The sequence below is a fragment of the Geodermatophilus sp. SYSU D00965 genome (assembly GCF_054050075.1).
Genome location: NZ_JBJGYQ010000006.1, coordinates 1 through 17,679 on the forward strand (window position 1 = coordinate 1; position 17,679 = coordinate 17,679).

Annotated in this window: 13 protein-coding genes; 12 read left to right on the forward strand and 1 reads right to left on the reverse strand. The window is 75.8% G+C overall.

Annotation, left to right across the window (positions count from 1 at the left end):
• Positions 1-144 precede the first annotated feature (144 nt).
• The 9 genes from pth (at position 145) to ACI789_RS07070 (ending at position 10,131) form a co-directional block, all read left to right on the forward strand.
• A complete protein-coding gene (gene pth, locus ACI789_RS07030; protein ID WP_457007465.1) occupies positions 145-732 on the forward strand; it encodes an aminoacyl-tRNA hydrolase in 588 nt (195 codons plus the stop codon).
• A 206-nt stretch (positions 733-938) separates the two neighbouring features.
• On the forward strand, positions 939-2,426 hold the full coding sequence (locus ACI789_RS07035) for a sugar transferase (protein WP_457007467.1): 1,488 nt from the start codon (positions 939-941) through the stop codon (positions 2,424-2,426).
• Positions 2,427-2,634: 208 nt separating this feature from the next.
• Complete coding sequence (locus ACI789_RS07040) at positions 2,635-3,888, forward strand: DUF1972 domain-containing protein (protein WP_457007469.1); 1,254 nt, start codon at positions 2,635-2,637, stop codon at positions 3,886-3,888.
• Positions 3,889-3,905: 17 nt separating this feature from the next.
• The gene (locus ACI789_RS07045; protein WP_457007471.1) at positions 3,906-4,580 is read left to right on the forward strand and encodes a hypothetical protein; all 675 of its coding nucleotides are present in this window, start codon (positions 3,906-3,908) and stop codon (positions 4,578-4,580) included.
• Positions 4,581-4,838: 258 nt separating this feature from the next.
• The gene (locus tag ACI789_RS07050) at positions 4,839-5,645 is read left to right on the forward strand and encodes a CDP-alcohol phosphatidyltransferase family protein (protein WP_457007473.1); all 807 of its coding nucleotides are present in this window, start codon (positions 4,839-4,841) and stop codon (positions 5,643-5,645) included.
• Positions 5,642-6,865 (forward strand): glycosyltransferase, encoded by a 1,224-nt coding sequence (locus ACI789_RS07055; RefSeq protein WP_457007475.1) that lies wholly within the window; start codon positions 5,642-5,644, stop codon positions 6,863-6,865. The genes ACI789_RS07050 and ACI789_RS07055 overlap by 4 nt, the downstream gene beginning before the upstream one ends.
• Positions 6,862-7,608: a polysaccharide deacetylase family protein gene (locus tag ACI789_RS07060; RefSeq protein WP_457007477.1), complete on the forward strand. Its 747-nt coding sequence runs from the start codon at positions 6,862-6,864 to the stop codon at positions 7,606-7,608. The genes ACI789_RS07055 and ACI789_RS07060 overlap by 4 nt, the downstream gene beginning before the upstream one ends.
• Positions 7,609-7,621: 13 nt before the next feature.
• A complete protein-coding gene (locus ACI789_RS07065; RefSeq protein WP_457007479.1) occupies positions 7,622-8,884 on the forward strand; it encodes a hypothetical protein in 1,263 nt (420 codons plus the stop codon).
• Positions 8,881-10,131 carry an O-antigen ligase family protein gene (locus tag ACI789_RS07070; RefSeq protein WP_457007481.1) on the forward strand — a complete coding sequence of 417 codons (1,251 nt, stop codon included), beginning with the start codon at positions 8,881-8,883 and terminating at the stop codon, positions 10,129-10,131. Before ACI789_RS07065 ends, ACI789_RS07070 begins: the two co-directional genes overlap by 4 nt.
• A 663-nt stretch (positions 10,132-10,794) precedes the next feature.
• Here ACI789_RS07070 and ACI789_RS07075 read toward each other — a convergent pair.
• Positions 10,795-11,994, reverse strand: coding sequence for a YveK family protein (locus tag ACI789_RS07075; RefSeq protein ID WP_457007483.1), 1,200 nt, complete (start codon positions 11,992-11,994; stop codon positions 10,795-10,797).
• Positions 11,995-12,372: 378 nt separating this feature from the next.
• On the opposite strand from ACI789_RS07075, the gene ACI789_RS07080 reads away from it, so the two are divergent.
• From ACI789_RS07080 to ACI789_RS07090, 3 genes are all read left to right on the forward strand, one after another.
• Complete coding sequence (locus ACI789_RS07080) at positions 12,373-12,822, forward strand: adenylyltransferase/cytidyltransferase family protein (RefSeq protein WP_457007485.1); 450 nt, start codon at positions 12,373-12,375, stop codon at positions 12,820-12,822.
• Positions 12,823-12,925: 103 nt separating this feature from the next.
• Positions 12,926-16,462 (forward strand): transcription-repair coupling factor, encoded by a 3,537-nt coding sequence (gene mfd / locus ACI789_RS07085; RefSeq protein WP_457007487.1) that lies wholly within the window; start codon positions 12,926-12,928, stop codon positions 16,460-16,462.
• 224 nt (positions 16,463-16,686) lie between these two features.
• Positions 16,687-17,679, forward strand: a complete 993-nt coding sequence (locus tag ACI789_RS07090) for a SurA N-terminal domain-containing protein (protein WP_457007489.1) — start codon at positions 16,687-16,689, stop codon at positions 17,677-17,679.

Consider the following 17,679-nt stretch of genomic DNA (forward strand, 5'->3'; position numbering starts at 1 on the left):
CCGCCCAGCCCCCCCCCCCCCCCCCCCCCCCCCGCCGCCCCCCCCCCCCCCCCCCCCCCCCCCCCCCCCCCCCCCCCCCCCCCCCCCCCCCCCCCCCCCCCCCCCCCCGCCGCGCCCCCCCCCCCCCCCCCCCCCCCTGCTGCGGTGTCCGAGGGACCCTTCCTCATCGTGGGGCTGGGCAACCCGGGCCCGTCCTACGCGGGCAACCGGCACAACGTCGGCGCGATGGTGCTCGACGAACTGGCCGCCCGGGCCGGCGTGAAGCTGTCCCCGGGCAAGGGCAAGCGGGCCCGCACGCTGATCGGTGAGGGCCGGCTGGCCGGCCGCCGCGTCGTGCTGGCCCGCCCCACGAGCTACATGAACGAGTCCGGTGGCCCGGTGCGCGGCCTGCTGGACTACCACTCCATCCCGGCCACCGACCTCGTCGTGCTGCACGACGAGCTCGACATCCCCTTCGCCAGCGTGCGGCTCAAGCGCGGCGGCGGCGAGGGTGGTCACAACGGGCTGCGGTCGATCACCCGGTCCACCGGCACCAAGGACTACCTCCGGGTGCGCGTCGGCATCGGCCGCCCGCCCGGCCGGCAGGACGCCGCCGACTTCGTCCTCAAGGACTTCTCCGCCACCGAGCGCAAGGAGCTCGACCTGCTCCTCGTCGATGCGGCCGACGCGACCGAGGAGCTCCTCGCCCGCGGCCTGGAGGCGGCGCAGAACGTCGTCCACCCCCGGAGCTGAGTGGTCCCCCCGTCCGGTGACGGGGTGACGCTCCGTGCTCCCGTTCGGGTGAACGCTCACTCTCCGCATTGACCCTCTCGTGACGCGGTGTGATGGTGACGAGGTCGCCGAGCGTCGCGACGGGGGAAAAGAGCTGGTGACCGGCTGACCGTTCCTTCGTGTGCGTGACATCGGCTACACACCGTCACGCGCGTTCAGGGGGAACCGTGCTGCTCGACCACTCCAGGATCCGACTCGGGACCGCCGTCCGGCCGCCCGACATCGACGCCGACGCCGTGCGCGTCCGGCCGCGGTCCGGCCCGCCGTCGTGGGCCGGCCGGTACTCCCTCGCGCTCACGGTGTTCGAGGTGGTCGTCGCCGCGGTCGCCGCGACCGCCGTCCTCGTCACCCGGCCGACCGCCGTCTCGCCCGGCACGTCCCTGTTCTGGGCCGCCCTGGCGCTCCTCGTCGTGTGGCCGGTGCTGCTGCAGGCGACCGGCGCCCACTCGGAGCGGGTGTTCGGCACCGGCAGCGACGAGTACCGGGCGGTCGGCAAGGCCGGGTTCCTGCTGCTCGCCGTGGCGGGTTTCGTCTCCTACGCCGCCGGTCTCGACCTCAGCCGGGCGCTGGTCGTCGTCGCCGTCCCGGCGCTGACCCTGGTCACCCTGCTCGGCCGCTGGGCCGCCCGGTGCACGCTGCGGGGACTGCGCGCCCGCGGCCGCTGCACCAAGCGGGTGGTCGTGGTCGGCCGCGGCACCGCCGTCCTGGAGCTGGTCGGCCGGGTGCGCCGGGAGCAGTTCGCCGGCATGGACGTCGTCGCCGCGTGCGTCACCCCTGACGACCGGGCCCGCGTGGCCGACGCCGCCGGCGTCCCCGTCGGCGGGCTGGACGAGGTCGTCGCCCTGGCCGGCCGGCTGGGCGCGGACACGATCGCGGTCACCTCGGCCAGCGAGACCGCCGCCCAGTACCTGCGCCAGCTGTCCTGGCAGCTCGAGGGCACCGGCATCGAGCTGCTCGTCGCCCCCGGCCTGATCGAGGTCGCCGGCCCCCGGCTGCACATCCGCCCGCTGGAGGGGCTGCCGCTGCTGTCGGTCGAGCAGCCGCGGTTCGAGGGCTGGCGCCGGGTGGTGAAGGGTGGCCTGGACCGCGCCGCCGCCGCGTTCGCGCTGCTCGTCCTCGCCCCGGTGCTCCTGACCATCGCCGCCGCCGTCAAGCTGACCAGCCGCGGCCCCGTCCTCTACCGCCAGGAGCGGGTGGGCGTGAACGGGCAGGCGTTCACCATGCTGAAGTTCCGCAGCATGGTCGTCGACGCCGACCGCCAGGTGGACGCGCTCATGGCGCAGAACATCTCCGACGGCGTGCTGTTCAAGATGCGGGTCGACCCGCGGGTCACCCCGGTCGGCCGGGTGCTGCGCCGGCTGTCGCTGGACGAGCTGCCCCAGCTGTTCAACGTCCTGGGCGGGACCATGTCGCTGGTCGGGCCACGCCCGCCGCTGCCCGGCGAGGTGGCCCGCTACGACACCTCCGTGCACCGGCGGCTGCTGGTCAAGCCCGGCCTCACCGGCCTGTGGCAGGTGTCCGGGCGCAGCGACCTGCCGTGGGAGGAGGCCGTCCGCCTCGACCTGCGCTACGTCGAGAACTGGTCGCTGGCGATGGACCTGCTCATCCTCGCCAAGACGGTGCGCGCCGTCCTCGGCCGTTCCGGCGCCTACTAGAAGGACCCCCTACCCCCGCCCCTCGCACGCTCGCGGCGGGGCCCTGCAGGGGGCCACCCGCCCGGGTGTGACCCGTGCGGGTGAGGGCGTCCGGCGTGGACTCCCGCCGGAACTCGCAGCCGTCGATGCTCACAGGGAGCGACGGCACCGGTGCGTAGTGCACCCCCGTGTCGTCCGATCCGCTCGGACGCCGAGGAACGGAGATCCCGTGGACCGCTTGAGCATCGCCCTCGTGGGCACGCGCGGTGTCCCCGCGCGCTACGGCGGCTTCGAGACCGCCGTCGAGGAGGTCGGCCGCCGGCTGGCCGACCGTGGACACCGCGTCGTCGTCTACTGCCGCACCGTGCCCGGCGCGGAGGAACCGCCGCCGGCGGAGCACCTCGGCATGGAGCTCGTGCACCTGCCCGCCGCGCGGAAGCGCTCGCTGGAGACGCTGAGCCACACCGCGCTGTCGGTGCGGCACCTGCTCACCCACCGGACCGACGCCGCGATCGTCTTCAACGCGGCCAACTCGCCGCTGCTGCCGGTGCTGCGCGCCGCCCGGATCCCGGTTGCGACGCACGTCGACGGGCTGGAGTGGAAGCGGGCCAAGTGGGGCCCGGTCGGCCGCCGGTACTACCGGGTGGCCGAGGCGCTCGCCGTCCGCTGGTCCGACGCGCTGATCGCCGACGCGCAGGGCATCGCCGACTACTACCGCGACGCGTTCGCCGCCCCCACCACGCTGCTCACCTACGGAGCGCCGCTGATCGAGCCGGGGAGCGACCGGCTCGCCGAGCTCGGCCTCGAGCCGCGCGGCTACCACCTGGTCGTCGCCCGCTTCGAGCCGGAGAACCACGTCGACGTGATCGTCGAGGGGTACGCGGCCAGCACCGCGCGCAAGCCGCTGGTCGTCGTCGGCTCCGCGCCCTACGCCGACGAGTACACCCGCCGCGTGCACGCCCGCGCCGACGGCCGGGTGCGCTTCCTCGGCGGCGTCTGGGACCAGGAGCTGCTCGACCAGCTCTACGCCAACTGCTGCACCTACCTGCACGGTCACTCGGTGGGGGGCACGAACCCCTCGCTGCTGCGGGCGATCGGCGCCGGCGCGGCGGTCACCGCCTTCGACGTCGACTTCAACCGCGAGGTCGTGGCCGACACCGGCCGCTTCTTCCGCACCCCCGCCGACGTCGCGCGCGAGGTGGTCGCTGTGGAGGCCGACCCGCTGGGGACGGTGCGCGCCGGGAAGCGCGCCCGCGCGCTGGCCCGCGGCTACGACTGGGACGAGGTCGCCGCCGGCTACGAGGAACTGGCCCGCGTGCTGGCCGAGCGCCGCTTCCCGAAGCGGCGGCCCAGCGGCCGCCGGCGGGCCACCGCGGCCGACCGGCCGGTGCCGGTCCGGCGACCGCACCTGGCCCAGGTCGTGCCCCTGCCCGTGCCCGCGCCCGCCCCGGCGGACGAGCACCTCCCGGCGGGTCAGCAGTGAGCCGCGGGGGAGACGCAGTGGACGACGAGCAGCGCACGGCTCCGGCGGGCGCGGGCGGCAGGTCGCCCGCACCGCGCCGTCGGCGCCTGGTGGCCGCCGGTGCGGTGGCGTTCGTGGTCCTCGTGGCGCTCGCGCTGGTGCTGGTCATCCGCGGTGCCGACGGCGACGGGACAGCCGCGGCGGCGCCGACCAGCGCGGCGCCCACCTCCGGCGCGCCGGAGGACGAGACGGTCGCGCCGCTGCCGCCGACGCCGACGCCGACCGGGCCCACCGACAACGTCGACGAGCCGCCGCCCTCGCTGCCGGAGGTGGCGATCGACGCCCCCGCGGCCGTGGGCAACGGCATCGTCGCCTCCATCGCCTCGGTCGAGGCGATCGACGGCACCGCGGTCGGCCCGGGCAACGTCGCCGGTCCGGCGCTGCGGCTCACGCTGCGCATCGAGAACGGCACCTCCGAGGCCGTCTCGCTCGACGGCGTCTCGGTCAACCTCTCCTACGGGGCCGACCGGGCACCGGCCTCCCCGCTGGACGACCCGTCCCGGGTGCCGTTCACCGGCACGGTGGAGCCCGGCGCGACCGGCGAGGGCGTGTACGTGTTCAGCGTGCCGACCGACGTCCGGGACCTCATCACCGTCGAGGTCGGCTACCAGGCCGGCGCCCCGCTGCTGCTGTTCACCGGTCCGGCGGCCTGACGGCCCCGGCCCGACCCTCCCGACGACCCACCGGCGCACCCGCGCCGGTGGGTCGTCGCGCGTTCGCGCTGTGCGGTGACCGGGGCCACGGGCCGCCGGGGCCGGGTGACCCGTGCGGGTGAGGGCGTCGGGCCAGGACTCCCGGCGGGCTCCCCGCGTGGCGATGCTGACGGGGAGCGATGACACGGTGCGTGCGCATCTGCACGGGGCGAGTCGTCCGATCAGCTCGGTGCAACACGGGAGGCCACAGTGGACGGCATGCGGAACGCCCTCGCCGACGTGGGGGAGGGGGGCCGAGGGACGACGGTCGTCGCCGCACCGCGCCCGACCGGCCCGGTGCCGCGGCCGGGTCTGCGGGCGACGCTGGACCGCCTGTCCGCGGCGCAGAAGGGCGCGGACGGGGCCCCGCTCTACTCGCGGTTCGTGAACCGGCCGCTGGGCCGCCTGTTCGCCGCGCTGGCGTTCACCGCCGGGCGCACCCCCAACCAGGTCACCGCCCTCAGCGCCGCGTTCACCGCCACCGGTGTCGCGCTGCTGGCCCTGGTGTCCCCGTCGGTGCCGATGGGCCTGGCCGTCGCCGGCTGCCTGGTCCTCGGTTACGGCCTGGACGCCGCCGACGGCCAGCTGGCCAGGCTGCGCGGCGGCGGCTCCCCCGCGGGGGAGTGGCTGGACCACATGGTCGACGCCGCCAAGGTCGCGAGCCTGCACCTGGCCGTGGCCATCGGCCTGTACCGCTTCACCGACGTCGACCCCGCCGTGCTGCTCATCCCGCTGGGCTTCTGCTTCGTCGACGTCGTGATCTTCTTCGCGATGGTGCTCAACGAGGCGCTGCGCGCCCAGCACGGCGTCGCCACCCGCGCGCAGGGCCCCACCCGGCAGGTCGGCATCGCCCGCTCGCTGCTGGCGCTGCCCACCGACTACGGCGTCCTCGCGTGCACCTTCGTGCTCTTCGGGGCCACCTCGGTGTTCGTGCCGGTCTACGCGGCTCTCGGGCTGGCCGAGGGGCTCTTCCTCGTCCTCGCCCTGCGGAAGTGGTTCCGCGAGATGGACCGGCTGCCGCGATGACCGACCGGACCCCCGGCATCCGCCCGCCCCTGCTGGTGGTGCACCCGGGTGCCGAGCTCTACGGCGCGGACCGGATGCTGCTGGAGTCGGCGATCGCGCTGGCCGGCCACTTCACGGTGACCGTCGCCGTCCCCGCACCCGGCCCCCTCGTGCCGCAGCTCGAGGCGCACGGCGTGCGCGTGCAGACCTGTCCCATGCCGGTCCTGCGGAACTCCGCGCTGCGGCCGCGGGGCGCCCTGCGACTGCTCGCCGACGCCGTCCGCGGCGTGCTGCCCGCCCTGCGGCTGCTGCGCCGGCACGGCGGCGCCGGCGTCTACGTCAGCACCCTGACCCTGCCCTCGTGGCCGCTGCTGGCCCGGCTGGCCAGCCGGCGGTCGATCTGCCACGTGCACGAGGCCGAGCAGTCGGCGCCCCGGCTGCTGCGCCGCGGGATGGCGCTGTGCCCGGCGCTGTCCGACCGGGTGGTCGCGAACAGCCGCTTCACGCTCGACGTCCTCACCGACGTGGCCCCGCGGCTGCGCCGGCGCGCCACCGTGGTGCACAACGCGGTGCGCGGCCCCGCCGAGGTGGTCCCGGCCCGGCCGCGGCTGGACGGTCCGCTGCGGCTGCTGTTCGTCGGCCGGCTCAACCCGCGCAAGGGCCCGCAGGTCGCGGTCGCCGCGCTGCAGGAGCTGCGCCGCCGCGGCGTGGACGCCCGCCTCACCGTCGTGGGCTCGGTCTTCCCGGGCTACGAGTGGTTCGCCGAGGAGCTGCGCGCCGCCGTGACCGACGCCGGCCTCGCCGACCGGGTGGAGTTCCTCGGCTTCCGCGCCGACGTCTGGCCGCACCTGGCCGACGCCGACGTGGTGCTGGTGCCGGCCCAGGGCGAGGAGTCGTTCGGCAACACCGCGGTGGAGGCGGTCCTGGCCGCCCGGCCCCTCGTGGTCAGCGACCACAGCGGCCTGCGGGAGGCCGCCGCCGGGTACGCGAGCACGCAGGCCGTCCCGGAGGGGGACCCGGGCGCCTGGGCCGACGCGGTCGCCCGGGTGGCCGCCGACTGGCCGCGGTTCCGTCAGGCCGCGCTGGCCGACGCCGACGTCGCGCGGCGGCGGTCGGCCCCCGAGCGGTACGCGGCCGAGCTGATCGACGCCGTCGCCGCCCTGGGCACGCCGCTCCCCGCACCCGGCACCGCCGTCGGGTCCGCGGCCGAGCCGGTCGTCGAGTCCGGAGCGGCGGCATGAGCGCCGCCGGCAGCCCGCGCGTTCCCGCGGTGCTGATGTACCACTCGATCAGCGCCTCGACCGAGCCCGACCCGCACCGCATCCGCGTGCACCCCGACCGCCTGGACCGGCACCTGCGGCTGCTGCGCCGGCTCGGCCTGCGCGGCGTCTCGCAGACCGAGCTGGTCCGCGCCGTCGACCGGGGCCAGGCCGCGGGCCTGGTCGGCTTGACCTTCGACGACGGGTACGCGGACTTCCTCACCACCGCGGTGCCGGTCCTGCAGCGCCACGGCATGACGGCGACGGTGTACGTCGTCGCCGGGCACATGGGCGCCACCAACTCGTGGGACACCGGGCCGCAGTTCCCGATCATGACCGCCGACCAGGTCCGTGCGGTGGCCGCCGCGGGGCACGAGGTGGGCAGTCACACGGTCAGCCACGCCCGGCTGGCCGGCGCCGACCCGGACGTGCTGGCCGCCGAGGTGACCGACAGCCGGCGGCTGCTCGAGGACGTCCTCCAGGCGGAGGTGCCCGGGTTCTGCTACCCGTACGGCGCCTACGACGCCGCGGCGGCCGACGCCGTCCGCGCCGCCGGCTACGACAACGCCTGCGTCACCGGCGACTACGACCCGGGGGACCGGCACACCTTGCCGCGGTGCTACGTCAGCCCGCGCGACGGCCGCGCCCACATCGTCGCCCGGCTCCTCCGCCACGAGGTCCGGGTGCGCCGCGTCGGCAGCGCGACGCCGGTCGAGAGCCGCTGAGGCGGGCCCGGCCGTGACCTCCTCCCTGCTCCGCCTGCTTCGCCGGCGCGCCACGACCGCCGTCGTCGGACAGGCGACGATGGCGCTGGCCGGTCTGGCGCTGCAGGTCACCGCGGCCCGGCTGCTCGGCGCCGGCGGGCTGGCCGTGTTCTCCCTCGTCTACGGGGCGCTGGTGCTCGTGACGGCGGTGTGCAGCGGCATGGTCGGCGACTCGCTGACCGTGCTGGACCGGCACGACCGGGCGGTGCGGGCCGGCCTGCACGTCTGGACCGTCGTCGTCTCCGCCGCCGCCGGGCTGGCCGGGGCGCTCGCCGCCCTGGTCAGCGGCCTGGTGCCGGTGTGGGCGGGCCTGCTGCTGGCCCCCGCGTGCGCGGCGTTCGTGGTCGAGGACACCCTGCGCCGGCTGCTGATGGCCACCGGTCGCTACGGGGCGCTGCCGGCGGTGGACGGGACCAGCCTGGTCGGGGCGATGACCGCCCTCGGGCTGGCCGGCCTGGCCGGCGAGGTGACGCTGAGCTCGTTCGTCGTCGCGCTGCTCGCCGGGCAGGCCGCCGCGGCCGTCGTCGCGTGGTGGCTGGTCCCCGCCGGCGAGCGGCCGGCCGGTCCCTGGCGCCGGCCCGGCCTGCGCGCCGTCGCCGACTTCGGGGTCTGGCGCGCGGCCGCGCAGACGGTCCGGCCGGGGTCGCTCACGCTGCTGCGGCTGCTGGTCGTCGGCATGGTCGGGGCCGCCGCGTACGGCCCGCTGGAGGCGGCGCGGGTCTACACCGCGCCCATGCTCACGCTCATCGCCGGCATCGCGTCGTTCCTGCTGCCGCACTACGTCGGCCTGCGCGACCAGGGCCCGTCCGCCGGCCTGCGGGTCGCCGACCGGGCGTCGGTCGGCCTCGTCGCGGGGGTCGGCGCGCTCGGGCTGGCGGCCGTCGTCCTGCTGCCGTGGCTCGGGCCGGCCCTGAGCGGCGGCGACTACGTCGTCCCCCTGGCCGCCGTCACCGGCTGGACGGCGTACGCCGCCGGCGCCGCGCTGCTGTTGCCGTACGCGTCGCTGGCGTCGGTGCACGGTGAGCAGCGCCGGGTCCTCGCGCTGCGCGCGGTGGAGTTCGTGTCGCTCGGCGCCGTCGCCGCGCTCGTGCTGGTCGCGCCGGACGCGGTGGCCTGGGTGCCGTTCGCGCTCGCCGCCGGCCCGGTGCTCACCGCGCTGGCCGTCCGGCAGTCGGTCGTCGTCCCCCTGGTGCGGCGCGCAGCCCGCCGTCCGGCCGCGCAGGCGGTGCCGGCGTGAGGGCGGGGGAGCGGGAGGCGCCCGCGACCTCGGTGCCGGTGCGCCTGCTGTGCTGCATGCTGCTGCTCGTCCTCACCACCGTGGGCTGGCGGCGCGGCACCTACTTCACCGGCTCGCTCGACCCGGTCGTCGTCGCGAAGGGCGCGCTGAGCGTGCTCGCCCTGACCGTGGCGTTCTTCGGCACGCGCCGCCCGCACCTGCGGGTGGGCACCGGCACGCTGTGGGCGCTGGGCATCCTGCTGGCCACCACGGTGCTCGGGGCGCTCACCCACGGGCCGCTGACGGCCGGCGGGATCATCGCCGTCCGCGTGACGATCATCGCCCTCACCGTCGTGCTGCTGCTGCGCTGCTACACGACTGCGCAGTTCTTCGCCGCCCTGGCGCGCGCCTGCGCGGTCATCGGCGGGGTGGCGGCGGTGACCGGCCTGCCCACGCTGTCCAGCGGCCGGCTCGCCGGCGGCTTCCCGCAGATGGCCCCCAACGAGCTGGCCCTCCTGGCCTCCCTGGTCGTGCTCTACGCCGGGTGGCGGATCGCGGTGGGCGGGGCCGGCGTGGGCACGGCGGCCGTGGCCGTCGTGGCGCTCGGCGTCCTGTGGTGCACCGGTTCCCGGACCGCGCTGCTCATGCTGCTGCCCGCGCTGCTGGTCATGGCGGTGCACGTGCGCCGCGCCCCGGTGGGGATGGTCGTCGGCGGCCTGCTGGGGGCGGTCGGCGCCGTGGTGGCCGTGTTCGGCACCGATGCGCTGAGCTCCTTCCTCGAGCGGGACGGCGAGGGCACCAGCACCGTGCAGTCCCGCTTCGTCGCCTGGGACGCCGCGACGACCTGGGCCGACGACCGGTGGCAGCTCGCCTTCGGCGGCGGCCTCTCGGTCAAGATCATCCGGGTGAAGGGCCAGTACTGGGACGAGCAGCCGCTGGACAGCAGCTGGATGTCCCTCCTCGTGCAGGCCGGACTGCTCGGCCTCCTCGTCGCGGGGATCTGGGCGTTGTGGGCCGTGCGCGGCGCGCTCCTGGCCCCGCGCGTCCACCGGGCGCTGTTCCTCGGGCTGCTGGTCTTCCTGCTCGGCCGCAGCGTGCTGGAGAGCGGGCTGTTCGACGCGACGCCGGACTTCCTCGCCTTCCTCGCCGCGTCGCTGCTGGCCGAGGGCGGGTCCCGCCGGCGGCTGGCCGCCGAGGACACGGACGACGGCGCACCCACGCCGACCGGTCCCGCGACCGCTCCGCGCTCGGGGGCGCTCACCCGCTGACCGGCGGTGCGTCCGCTCGCGGACGGCGTCCTGCGGCCCGGCCCCGTTCTGCGGGTCGACCCCGCCCCACGGGTCGACCCCGCTCTGCAGCTCATTCCCGCTCTGCGGGTCGACCGCGCCCTGCGGGTCGACCGCGCCCTGCGGGTCGACCGCGCCCTGCGGGTCGACCGCGGCCTGCCCGCCGGGCCGGACGCCGTCGACCTGACCCAGCACGGGCCTCCGGGCCGGACGCCGTCGACCCGGGAAGGTCCGGACTCGCACGGCTCGCCGGATACGCGGTGCAGGGGGTGCTCCTGCGGGCGCGTCCCCGACGGCGTCCGCGGCGAACCGGGCAGCCGGTGTCGCCCTCCCTCCACCCCGGGCCGGAGTGCACAGGGTGCGTCGGTGCTCGCGGCGCGCCCAGCGGAGGCAGCGCAGCCGGCCCGTGAGCACGAGGCGGGTGCCGCGGCCGCCGTCGAGCGGACACCTGGTCCGGCCCCGGCAGCGGCACCGGCGGTGCCCCACCGTCAGCCCGCCGTCCTTCGTGCGGGCCCGTGGGCCGGCCCGCCCGCGACCCCGGTGCACCGCTCGCGAGGACACGTCCCCACCGGGGCGTGGGACGACGACGGCCGGTCCGGGACGTGTGTCCCGGACCGGCCGTCGTCGAGAGGTGCTGGGGCCCGCTCAGCCGCGGGCGGAGCCGCTCACCGTGGGCCGCTTCTTCCCGGCGGCCGGGGGCCGCTCGGCGACCGGCGCCGGCTCCGCGGTGCGCGACTCCGCCGCCGCACGCAGCGGCCGGCGGCGCGGGCGGATGAGCGCGAGGGCGAGCGGGGCGATGCCGGCCGAGCGCAGGATGCCGCGCAGCTCGTGCAGCTCCTCGCCGTCGACCCGCCCAGCGGCCACCACGAGGACGACGCCGTCGTGGTGCTCGGCCACGTGCTTCCAGACCCGCACGGCGGCCAGGGGGTCGCCGACCTCCAGGCGGACGCGCGGCCCGCGGTCGGCGACAGGGGCGCCCACGGACTCCGGACCGCTCACGGTGGCGCTCACCCCGCGGTCGCGCAGCACCTCGGCCACCTCCTCGGCGAGGGCGCGGGCGGTCTGCGTCTCCGACGGCGAGGGCGAGAGCAGGACGACGCGCACCGGCCGCTCCTCGGCCCGCGCCTCCAGCCGGCGGGCGAGCACGGTGGCCGACTGTCCGGTCAGCACGCTGCGCTGGGCCCGGCCGGAGGGCTGGACGACCAGCTCGGTCGCGTCGTCCTCACCCCACACGCGGCGCACGTCGTCCCCGGTGTGCAGCGTGGTGTCCAGGCGGCTGCGGACGATCGCCGCGGCCAGGCCGAGGAGCAGGCCGGCGAGCACCCCCAGCGCCAGCAGGTGGAGCAGGACCGGTGCGACGGGCGAGGTCGGTGCGACCGCGGGGTCGGCGACGGTGAGGTGCACCGGCTCGTCGCCCGACGACGGGGTCTCCAGCGTCTCGACGACGTCGGCGAAGCGGTCGGCGACGGCGTTGGCGATCGCGGCCACCTCGTCGGGGTCGGGCCCGCTCACGGTGACGTGCAGCTGCGTGGTGTCCGGGGGGTTGACCGCCGACACCCGCGCGCGCAGGTCGGCCAGCGAGTCGTCGAGGTCCAGCTCCCGGCGGACCGGGGCCAGCACGGCCTCGCTGGCGACGAGCTCGGGGTAACTGGTCACCCGCTGCTGCACGAACGAGGCGCTGTTGGGGATGGAGGGGGAGACCGAGACGAACACGGTGGCGGTGGCCTCGTAGGTCTTCGACGTTCCCGCGAAGACGGCCAGCGCGGCCACCGCGCCGACCAGCGTCGCGCCGACCCAGATGGCCCAGTGCCGCCGCAGCGCCGTGAGGTAGTCGATCAGCTCCATGCCGTGTGCTCCCTGCCCGCGTGCGTCCCGTCGGGCGGGGACCGCCGGTCCGGCGTGCGCCCGCGGGACACGTCCCCCAGTCGGAGCGGCGAACATAACCCGCAGGTCGGGCCCCCGGAGCCGGCCGAGGAGACGGTGTCACCCCTCCGGGGGGCACCGGCCCGGCGCCGGGGTGGACCCCCCCGGTCACCGCCGCCGATGAGGGCCGCCCGAAGGGGTGAAGAACTCCGCGGACCTCACCATGCGTGATCGCGCTGGGCTACTTTTCCCCGTGTTCGCGCAGTCGAGCGCCACGGATGTCGCTCCTGCGTCACTCAGCGTGATCTGGCGAGCGGTCCCGTCGCGGGACGCTGCGCCTCGGGAGGATCGGGGGATCCCATGACCGTCATCGGCTACGCGCCGGGTGCCTACGACCTGTTCCACATCGGGCACCTCAACATCCTCAAGCACGCCGCCGAGCACTGCGACCACCTGATCGCCGGGGTCGTCTCCGACGAGATGCTGCTGCAGACGAAGGGCCGGCTGCCGGTCATCCCGCTCGCCGAGCGGCTGGAGATCGTGCGCTCGCTGCGCTTCGTCGACGACGTCCACGCCGAGGTCGTGCCCGACAAGATCGACACCTGGCGCGAGGTCCGCTTCGACGTCATCTTCAAGGGCGACGACTGGCGCGGGACCCCCAAGGGCGAGAAGTTGGAGCGCGACTTCGCCGCGGTGGGCGTCGAGGTGCGCTACTTCCCCTACACGATGCACACCTCGAGCTCGTTCCTGCGCAAGGCGCTCGCCGCCATCGCGACGCCGGCCCCGGCCGCCCACGCCCTGATGTCCTGACCTGCGGCGGAGGCAGTCGTCCTCCCCGCGGACTAACCTGGGGACCCGGCCCCCCGCGCACCCGGCGCGACGTGCGTGGCCCGGAGCTTCAGGAGACGGTCTCGTGACCCTGCGCGGCGTGCTCGACGTCGTCCTCACCGACCCCGGCATGGCCCGCGTCGTGGCCGCCGCCGGGACCGCGGAGCTGGCGGTCACCGCACCGCCGTCGGTGCAACCGCTGGTCGCCGCCGCGCTGGCGGCGTCCGGCGGTGAGGGCGGCGTCCCCGTCCTCGTCGTGACCGCGGGGGAGCGGGACGCCGACGCCGTCGCCGACCAGCTGCGCTGCTTCCTCCCGGACCGGCGCACCGAGGTCTTCCCGGCGTGGGAGACGCTGCCGCACGAGCGGCTGTCCCCGCGCGCGGACACCGTCGGCCGCCGGCTGGCCGTGCTCCGCGACCTCACGCACCCCGGCGTGGGCGGCGCCATCGACGTGCTGGTCGCACCGGTGCGCAGCGTGCTCCAGCCGCTGGCCCCCGGGCTGGGCGACCTCACCCCGGTGGAGCTGCGGCCGGGCGACACCGCCGAGCTCGACGACGTCGCCCGCGCGCTGGCCGACGCCGCCTACACCCGCGTGGAGCTGGTGGAGAAGCGCGGCGAGTTCGCCGTCCGCGGCGGCCTGCTCGACGTCTTCCCGCCGACCGAGCCGCACCCGGTGCGCGTGGAGTTCTGGGGCGACGAGGTCGACGAGCTGCGCTACTTCTCCGCCGCCGACCAGCGATCCCTCGACGAGCGCCCCGACCGCCTGTGGGCCCCGCCGTGCCGCGAGCTGCTGCTCACCGACCAGGTGCGCGCGCGGGCGGCGGCGCTGGCCGTCGAGCACCCCGCCCTCCTGGAGGTCCTCGGCAAGCTCGCCGAGGGGATCGCCGTCGAGGGCATGGAGTCGCTGACCCCGGCGCTGATCGAGGGCGACCTCCAGCTGCTCACCGACCTGCTCCCGAAGGGCACCCACGTCCTGGTCTGCGACCCCGAGCGGGTGCGCAGCCGGGCCGCCGACCTGGTCCGCACCGCCGAGGAGTTCCTCGCCGCGTCGTGGGCCACCGCCGCCGAGGCCGGGGAGGCGCCGCTGGACCTCGGGGCGTCGTCCTTCCGCGACCTCGCCGACGTCGAGTCCGCCGCCCGCGGGCGGGGCCTGCCGTGGTGGACCACGGGGGCCTTCACCCTCAGCAGCGAGGACGACGACACCCACGTCACCCTCGACGCCGCGACGGTGGAGCGCTTCGCCGGCGACGTGCCGAAGGCCATCGACACGATGCGGGGCTGGCAGCGCGACGGGTGGCGGGTCGTCGTCACCTTCGCCGGGCCCGGCCCCGCGCAGCGCGCCGCCGACCAGTTCACCGAGGCCGACCTCGGCACCCGGCTGGTCCCCGACATCGCCACCGCCCCCGAGCCGCGGCTGACCCACGTCACCCAGGGCAACCTGGAGGCCGGCTTCGCCTTCCCCGGCGTGGGCCTGGCGCTGCTCACCGAGCACGACCTCACCGGCTCGCGCGGGACGACGATGCGCGACGCGGTCAAGATGCCGGCGCGCCGCCGCAACGCCGTCGACCTGGTGCAGCTGCAGCCCGGCGACCTCGTCGTCCACGAGCACCACGGCATCGGCCGCTACATCGAGATGGTCAGCCGCACGGTCAACGGCGGGCAGCGCGACTACCTGATCGTCGAGTACGCGCCGTCCAAGCGGAACCAGCCGCCGGACCGGCTGTTCGTGCCCACCGACGCCCTCGACCAGCTCACCCGCTACGTCGGCGGGGAGGCGCCCGCGCTGTCCAAGCTCGGCGGCGCCGACTGGCAGAAGACCAAGGGCCAGGCGCGCCGGGCGGTGAAGCAGATCGCCGCGGAGCTGATCCGGCTGTACTCGGCGCGGATGGCGACCAAGGGCCACGCCTTCGGCCCGGACACCGTCTGGCAGCGCGAGCTCGAGGACGCCTTCCCGTTCCAGGAGACCCCCGACCAGCTGGCCGCGATCGACGAGGTCAAGGCCGACATGCAGAACCCGGTCCCGATGGACCGGATCATCTGCGGCGACGTCGGCTACGGGAAGACCGAGATCGCCGTCCGGGCGGCGTTCAAGGCGGTGCAGGACGGCAAGCAGGTCGCCGTCCTGGTGCCGACGACGCTGCTGGCCAACCAGCACTTCAAGACCTTCTCCGAGCGGTTCGCCCAGTTCCCGGTGAAGGTGCAGGTGCTCTCCCGCTTCCAGTCCGACGCCGAGACCCGGCAGATCCTCGAGGAGCTGGCCCGCGGCGAGGTGGACGTGCTCGTCGGCACCCACCGGCTGCTGCAGCCGACGACCCGCTGGAAGGACCTCGGGCTGGTCATCGTCGACGAGGAGCAGCGCTTCGGCGTCGAGCACAAGGAGTACCTGAAGACCATGCGGACGGCGGTCGACGTCCTGTCGATGTCGGCCACCCCGATCCCGCGCACCCTGGAGATGAGCCTGACCGGCATCCGCGAGATGTCGACGATCCTGACCCCGCCGGAGGAGCGGCACCCGGTGCTGACCTACGTCGGCGCGTGGGACGACAAGCAGATGGCCGCCGCGATCCGCCGCGAGCTGCTGCGCGACGGCCAGGTGTTCGTGATCCACAACCGGGTGCAGTCGATCGACAAGGCCGCCGCGAAGATCCGCAACCTGGTGCCCGAGGCCCGCGTCGCCGTCGGCCACGGGCAGATGAAGGAGCACGAGCTCGAGCGGATCATGGTCGGCTTCTGGGAGAAGGAGTACGACGTCCTGATCGCGACGACGATCGTCGAGTCGGGCCTGGACATCCCCAACGCCAACACGCTGATCGTCGACCGCGCCGACACCTTCGGCCTCTCGCAGCTGCACCAGATCCGCGGTCGCGTCGGCCGTGGCCGCGAGCGGGCCTACGCGTACTTCACCTACGACCCGTCGCGGCCGCTGACCGAGACCTCGGTCGACCGGCTGACCACGATCGCGCACAACACCGACCTCGGCGCCGGCATGGCCGTGGCGATGAAGGACCTCGAGATCCGCGGCTCGGGCAACCTGCTCGGCGGCGAGCAGTCCGGGCACATCGCCGGGGTCGGCTTCGACCTCTACGTCCGGCTGGTCGGCGAGGCGGTCACCGACTACCGGGCCCAGCTGTCCGGCGAGGAGGCCCCGGCCGAGCCCGCCGACGTCCGGGTGGACCTCCCGGTCGACGCGCACCTGCCGCACGACTACGTGCCCGGCGAGCGGCTGCGGATGGAGGCCTACCGCAAGGTGGCCTCCGTGCAGAGCGACGAGCAGGCGCAGGCGGTGCTCGACGAGCTCACCGACCGCTACGGCACCCCGCCGGCGCCGGTGCTCAACCTGCTCGCCGTCGCCCGCTTCCGGGCGGCGGTGCGGCGCTTCGGCATCACCGAGGTGTCGCTGCAGGGCCGCGCCATCCGCATCTCGCCGGTCCCGCTGCGCGAGTCCCAGCAGATGCGCCTGGCCCGGCTGGCCGACGGCGCGACCTACAAGGCGGCCGTCGACACCATCTCGCTCAAGGTGCCGGTCGGCCCCGACCGGCGGACGCCGCTGCGCGACGTGGCGCTGCTGGAGAACCTGCACTCGCTGCTGACGGCGGTCCTGGAGCAGCCGGTCGCCGCCTGACAGCCGCGGGAGCATCGCAGCGAGCGCCAGCGAGCGACGGCGGCCCCGCGGCAGGGGCCCAGCGCGAGCCTGCGAGCGGTGGGGGGGTAGCGGGGTCCTCCCACGTGGCGCGGAAGGCGGCTGTGTCATCGCCGCCTGAGGTGGAGTGGACCCGTGCGCGTGACGCGGACGGATCCACTCCACCTGCGCGGTGGGTCACACCCGGTGTGGCACCCTCGCAAGACGTGCGGACACGTCGCCTGACCACGACCCTGGCCGTCGGCCTCGCCGCGCTGGCGGCACTGGCCGCCTGCCGGACGTCACCCAACGTCGCGGCCTACGTCGGGGACGAGCAGGTCACCGTGGCCCAACTGCAGTCGGCGGTCGACGAGCGCCTGTCCGACGCCGACCTGGCCGCTGCGACCCAGGGCCGGGAGGACGAGTTCACCCGGCTGGTGCTCACGCGGCTGGTGCAGACCGAGGTCTACGCGCGGGCGGCGGCGCAGTACGGCGTCACCGTCGACGACGCCGACGTGCAGGCCCGCATCGACGAGCTCATCGGTGACCAGGACCCCGAGCAGGTCTACGCCCAGGCCGCCGCCCAGGGGGTCGGCCGGGCAGACGTCTTCGAGACCGTCCGGCAGCAGATGGTGCGCCAGGCGATCGCGGCCGAGGAGGGCGTCGACGCCGGCCTGTCGGAGGAGGAGCTGCGGGCCGACTACGCCGAACAGCTGCCCGGCCTCTCCCAGGTCCAGCTCGGCTACGTCACCGTGCCCGACCAGGCCGCCGCCGACGCTGCCGTGGCGACGCTGCAGGCCGACCCCGCCGCGTACCCGGCCCTGGCGGCCCAGTACCCGGGTAACACGACGCTCCCGCAGGTGCAGCCGCGCAGCCCCGACCAGGTGCCGACGGTCATCGCCGACCAGGTCACCGCCGCCGCGCCGAACACGGCCTTCAGCACGACCGTCAGCGAGCTCCCCGGCGTCCTCGTCGTCTTCGTCGGGGAGCCGGTGGCCCCGTCGTTCGAGGAGGTGCGGCCGCAGCTGGAGCAGGCCGCGCAGGCCGAGGCCGACTCGGCCGCGCAGCAGCTGGTCGCCGACGTCCGGGACGGCCTCGACATCGACGTCAACCCCCGCTTCGGCGTCCTGGACGAGGGGCAGATCGTGCCGGACGACAGCGGGGTGGTCGACCTGCTGGACGACGCGGACGGCACCGCTGCGGCCCCTGCCGGAGACTGA

What these genes read in the sequence shown, in the direction of transcription:
- ACI789_RS07080 (WP_457007485.1), top strand. Translation starts at nt 12,373, where the DNA reads ATGACCGTCATCGGCTACGCGCCGGGTGCCTACGACCTGTTCCACATC.
- ACI789_RS07055 (WP_457007475.1), top strand. Translation starts at nt 5,642, where the DNA reads ATGACCGACCGGACCCCCGGCATCCGCCCGCCCCTGCTGGTGGTGCAC.
- ACI789_RS07075 (WP_457007483.1), bottom strand. Translation starts at nt 11,994, where the DNA reads ATGGAGCTGATCGACTACCTCACGGCGCTGCGGCGGCACTGGGCCATC.
- ACI789_RS07060 (WP_457007477.1), top strand. Translation starts at nt 6,862, where the DNA reads ATGAGCGCCGCCGGCAGCCCGCGCGTTCCCGCGGTGCTGATGTACCAC.
- ACI789_RS07050 (WP_457007473.1), top strand. Translation starts at nt 4,839, where the DNA reads ATGCGGAACGCCCTCGCCGACGTGGGGGAGGGGGGCCGAGGGACGACG.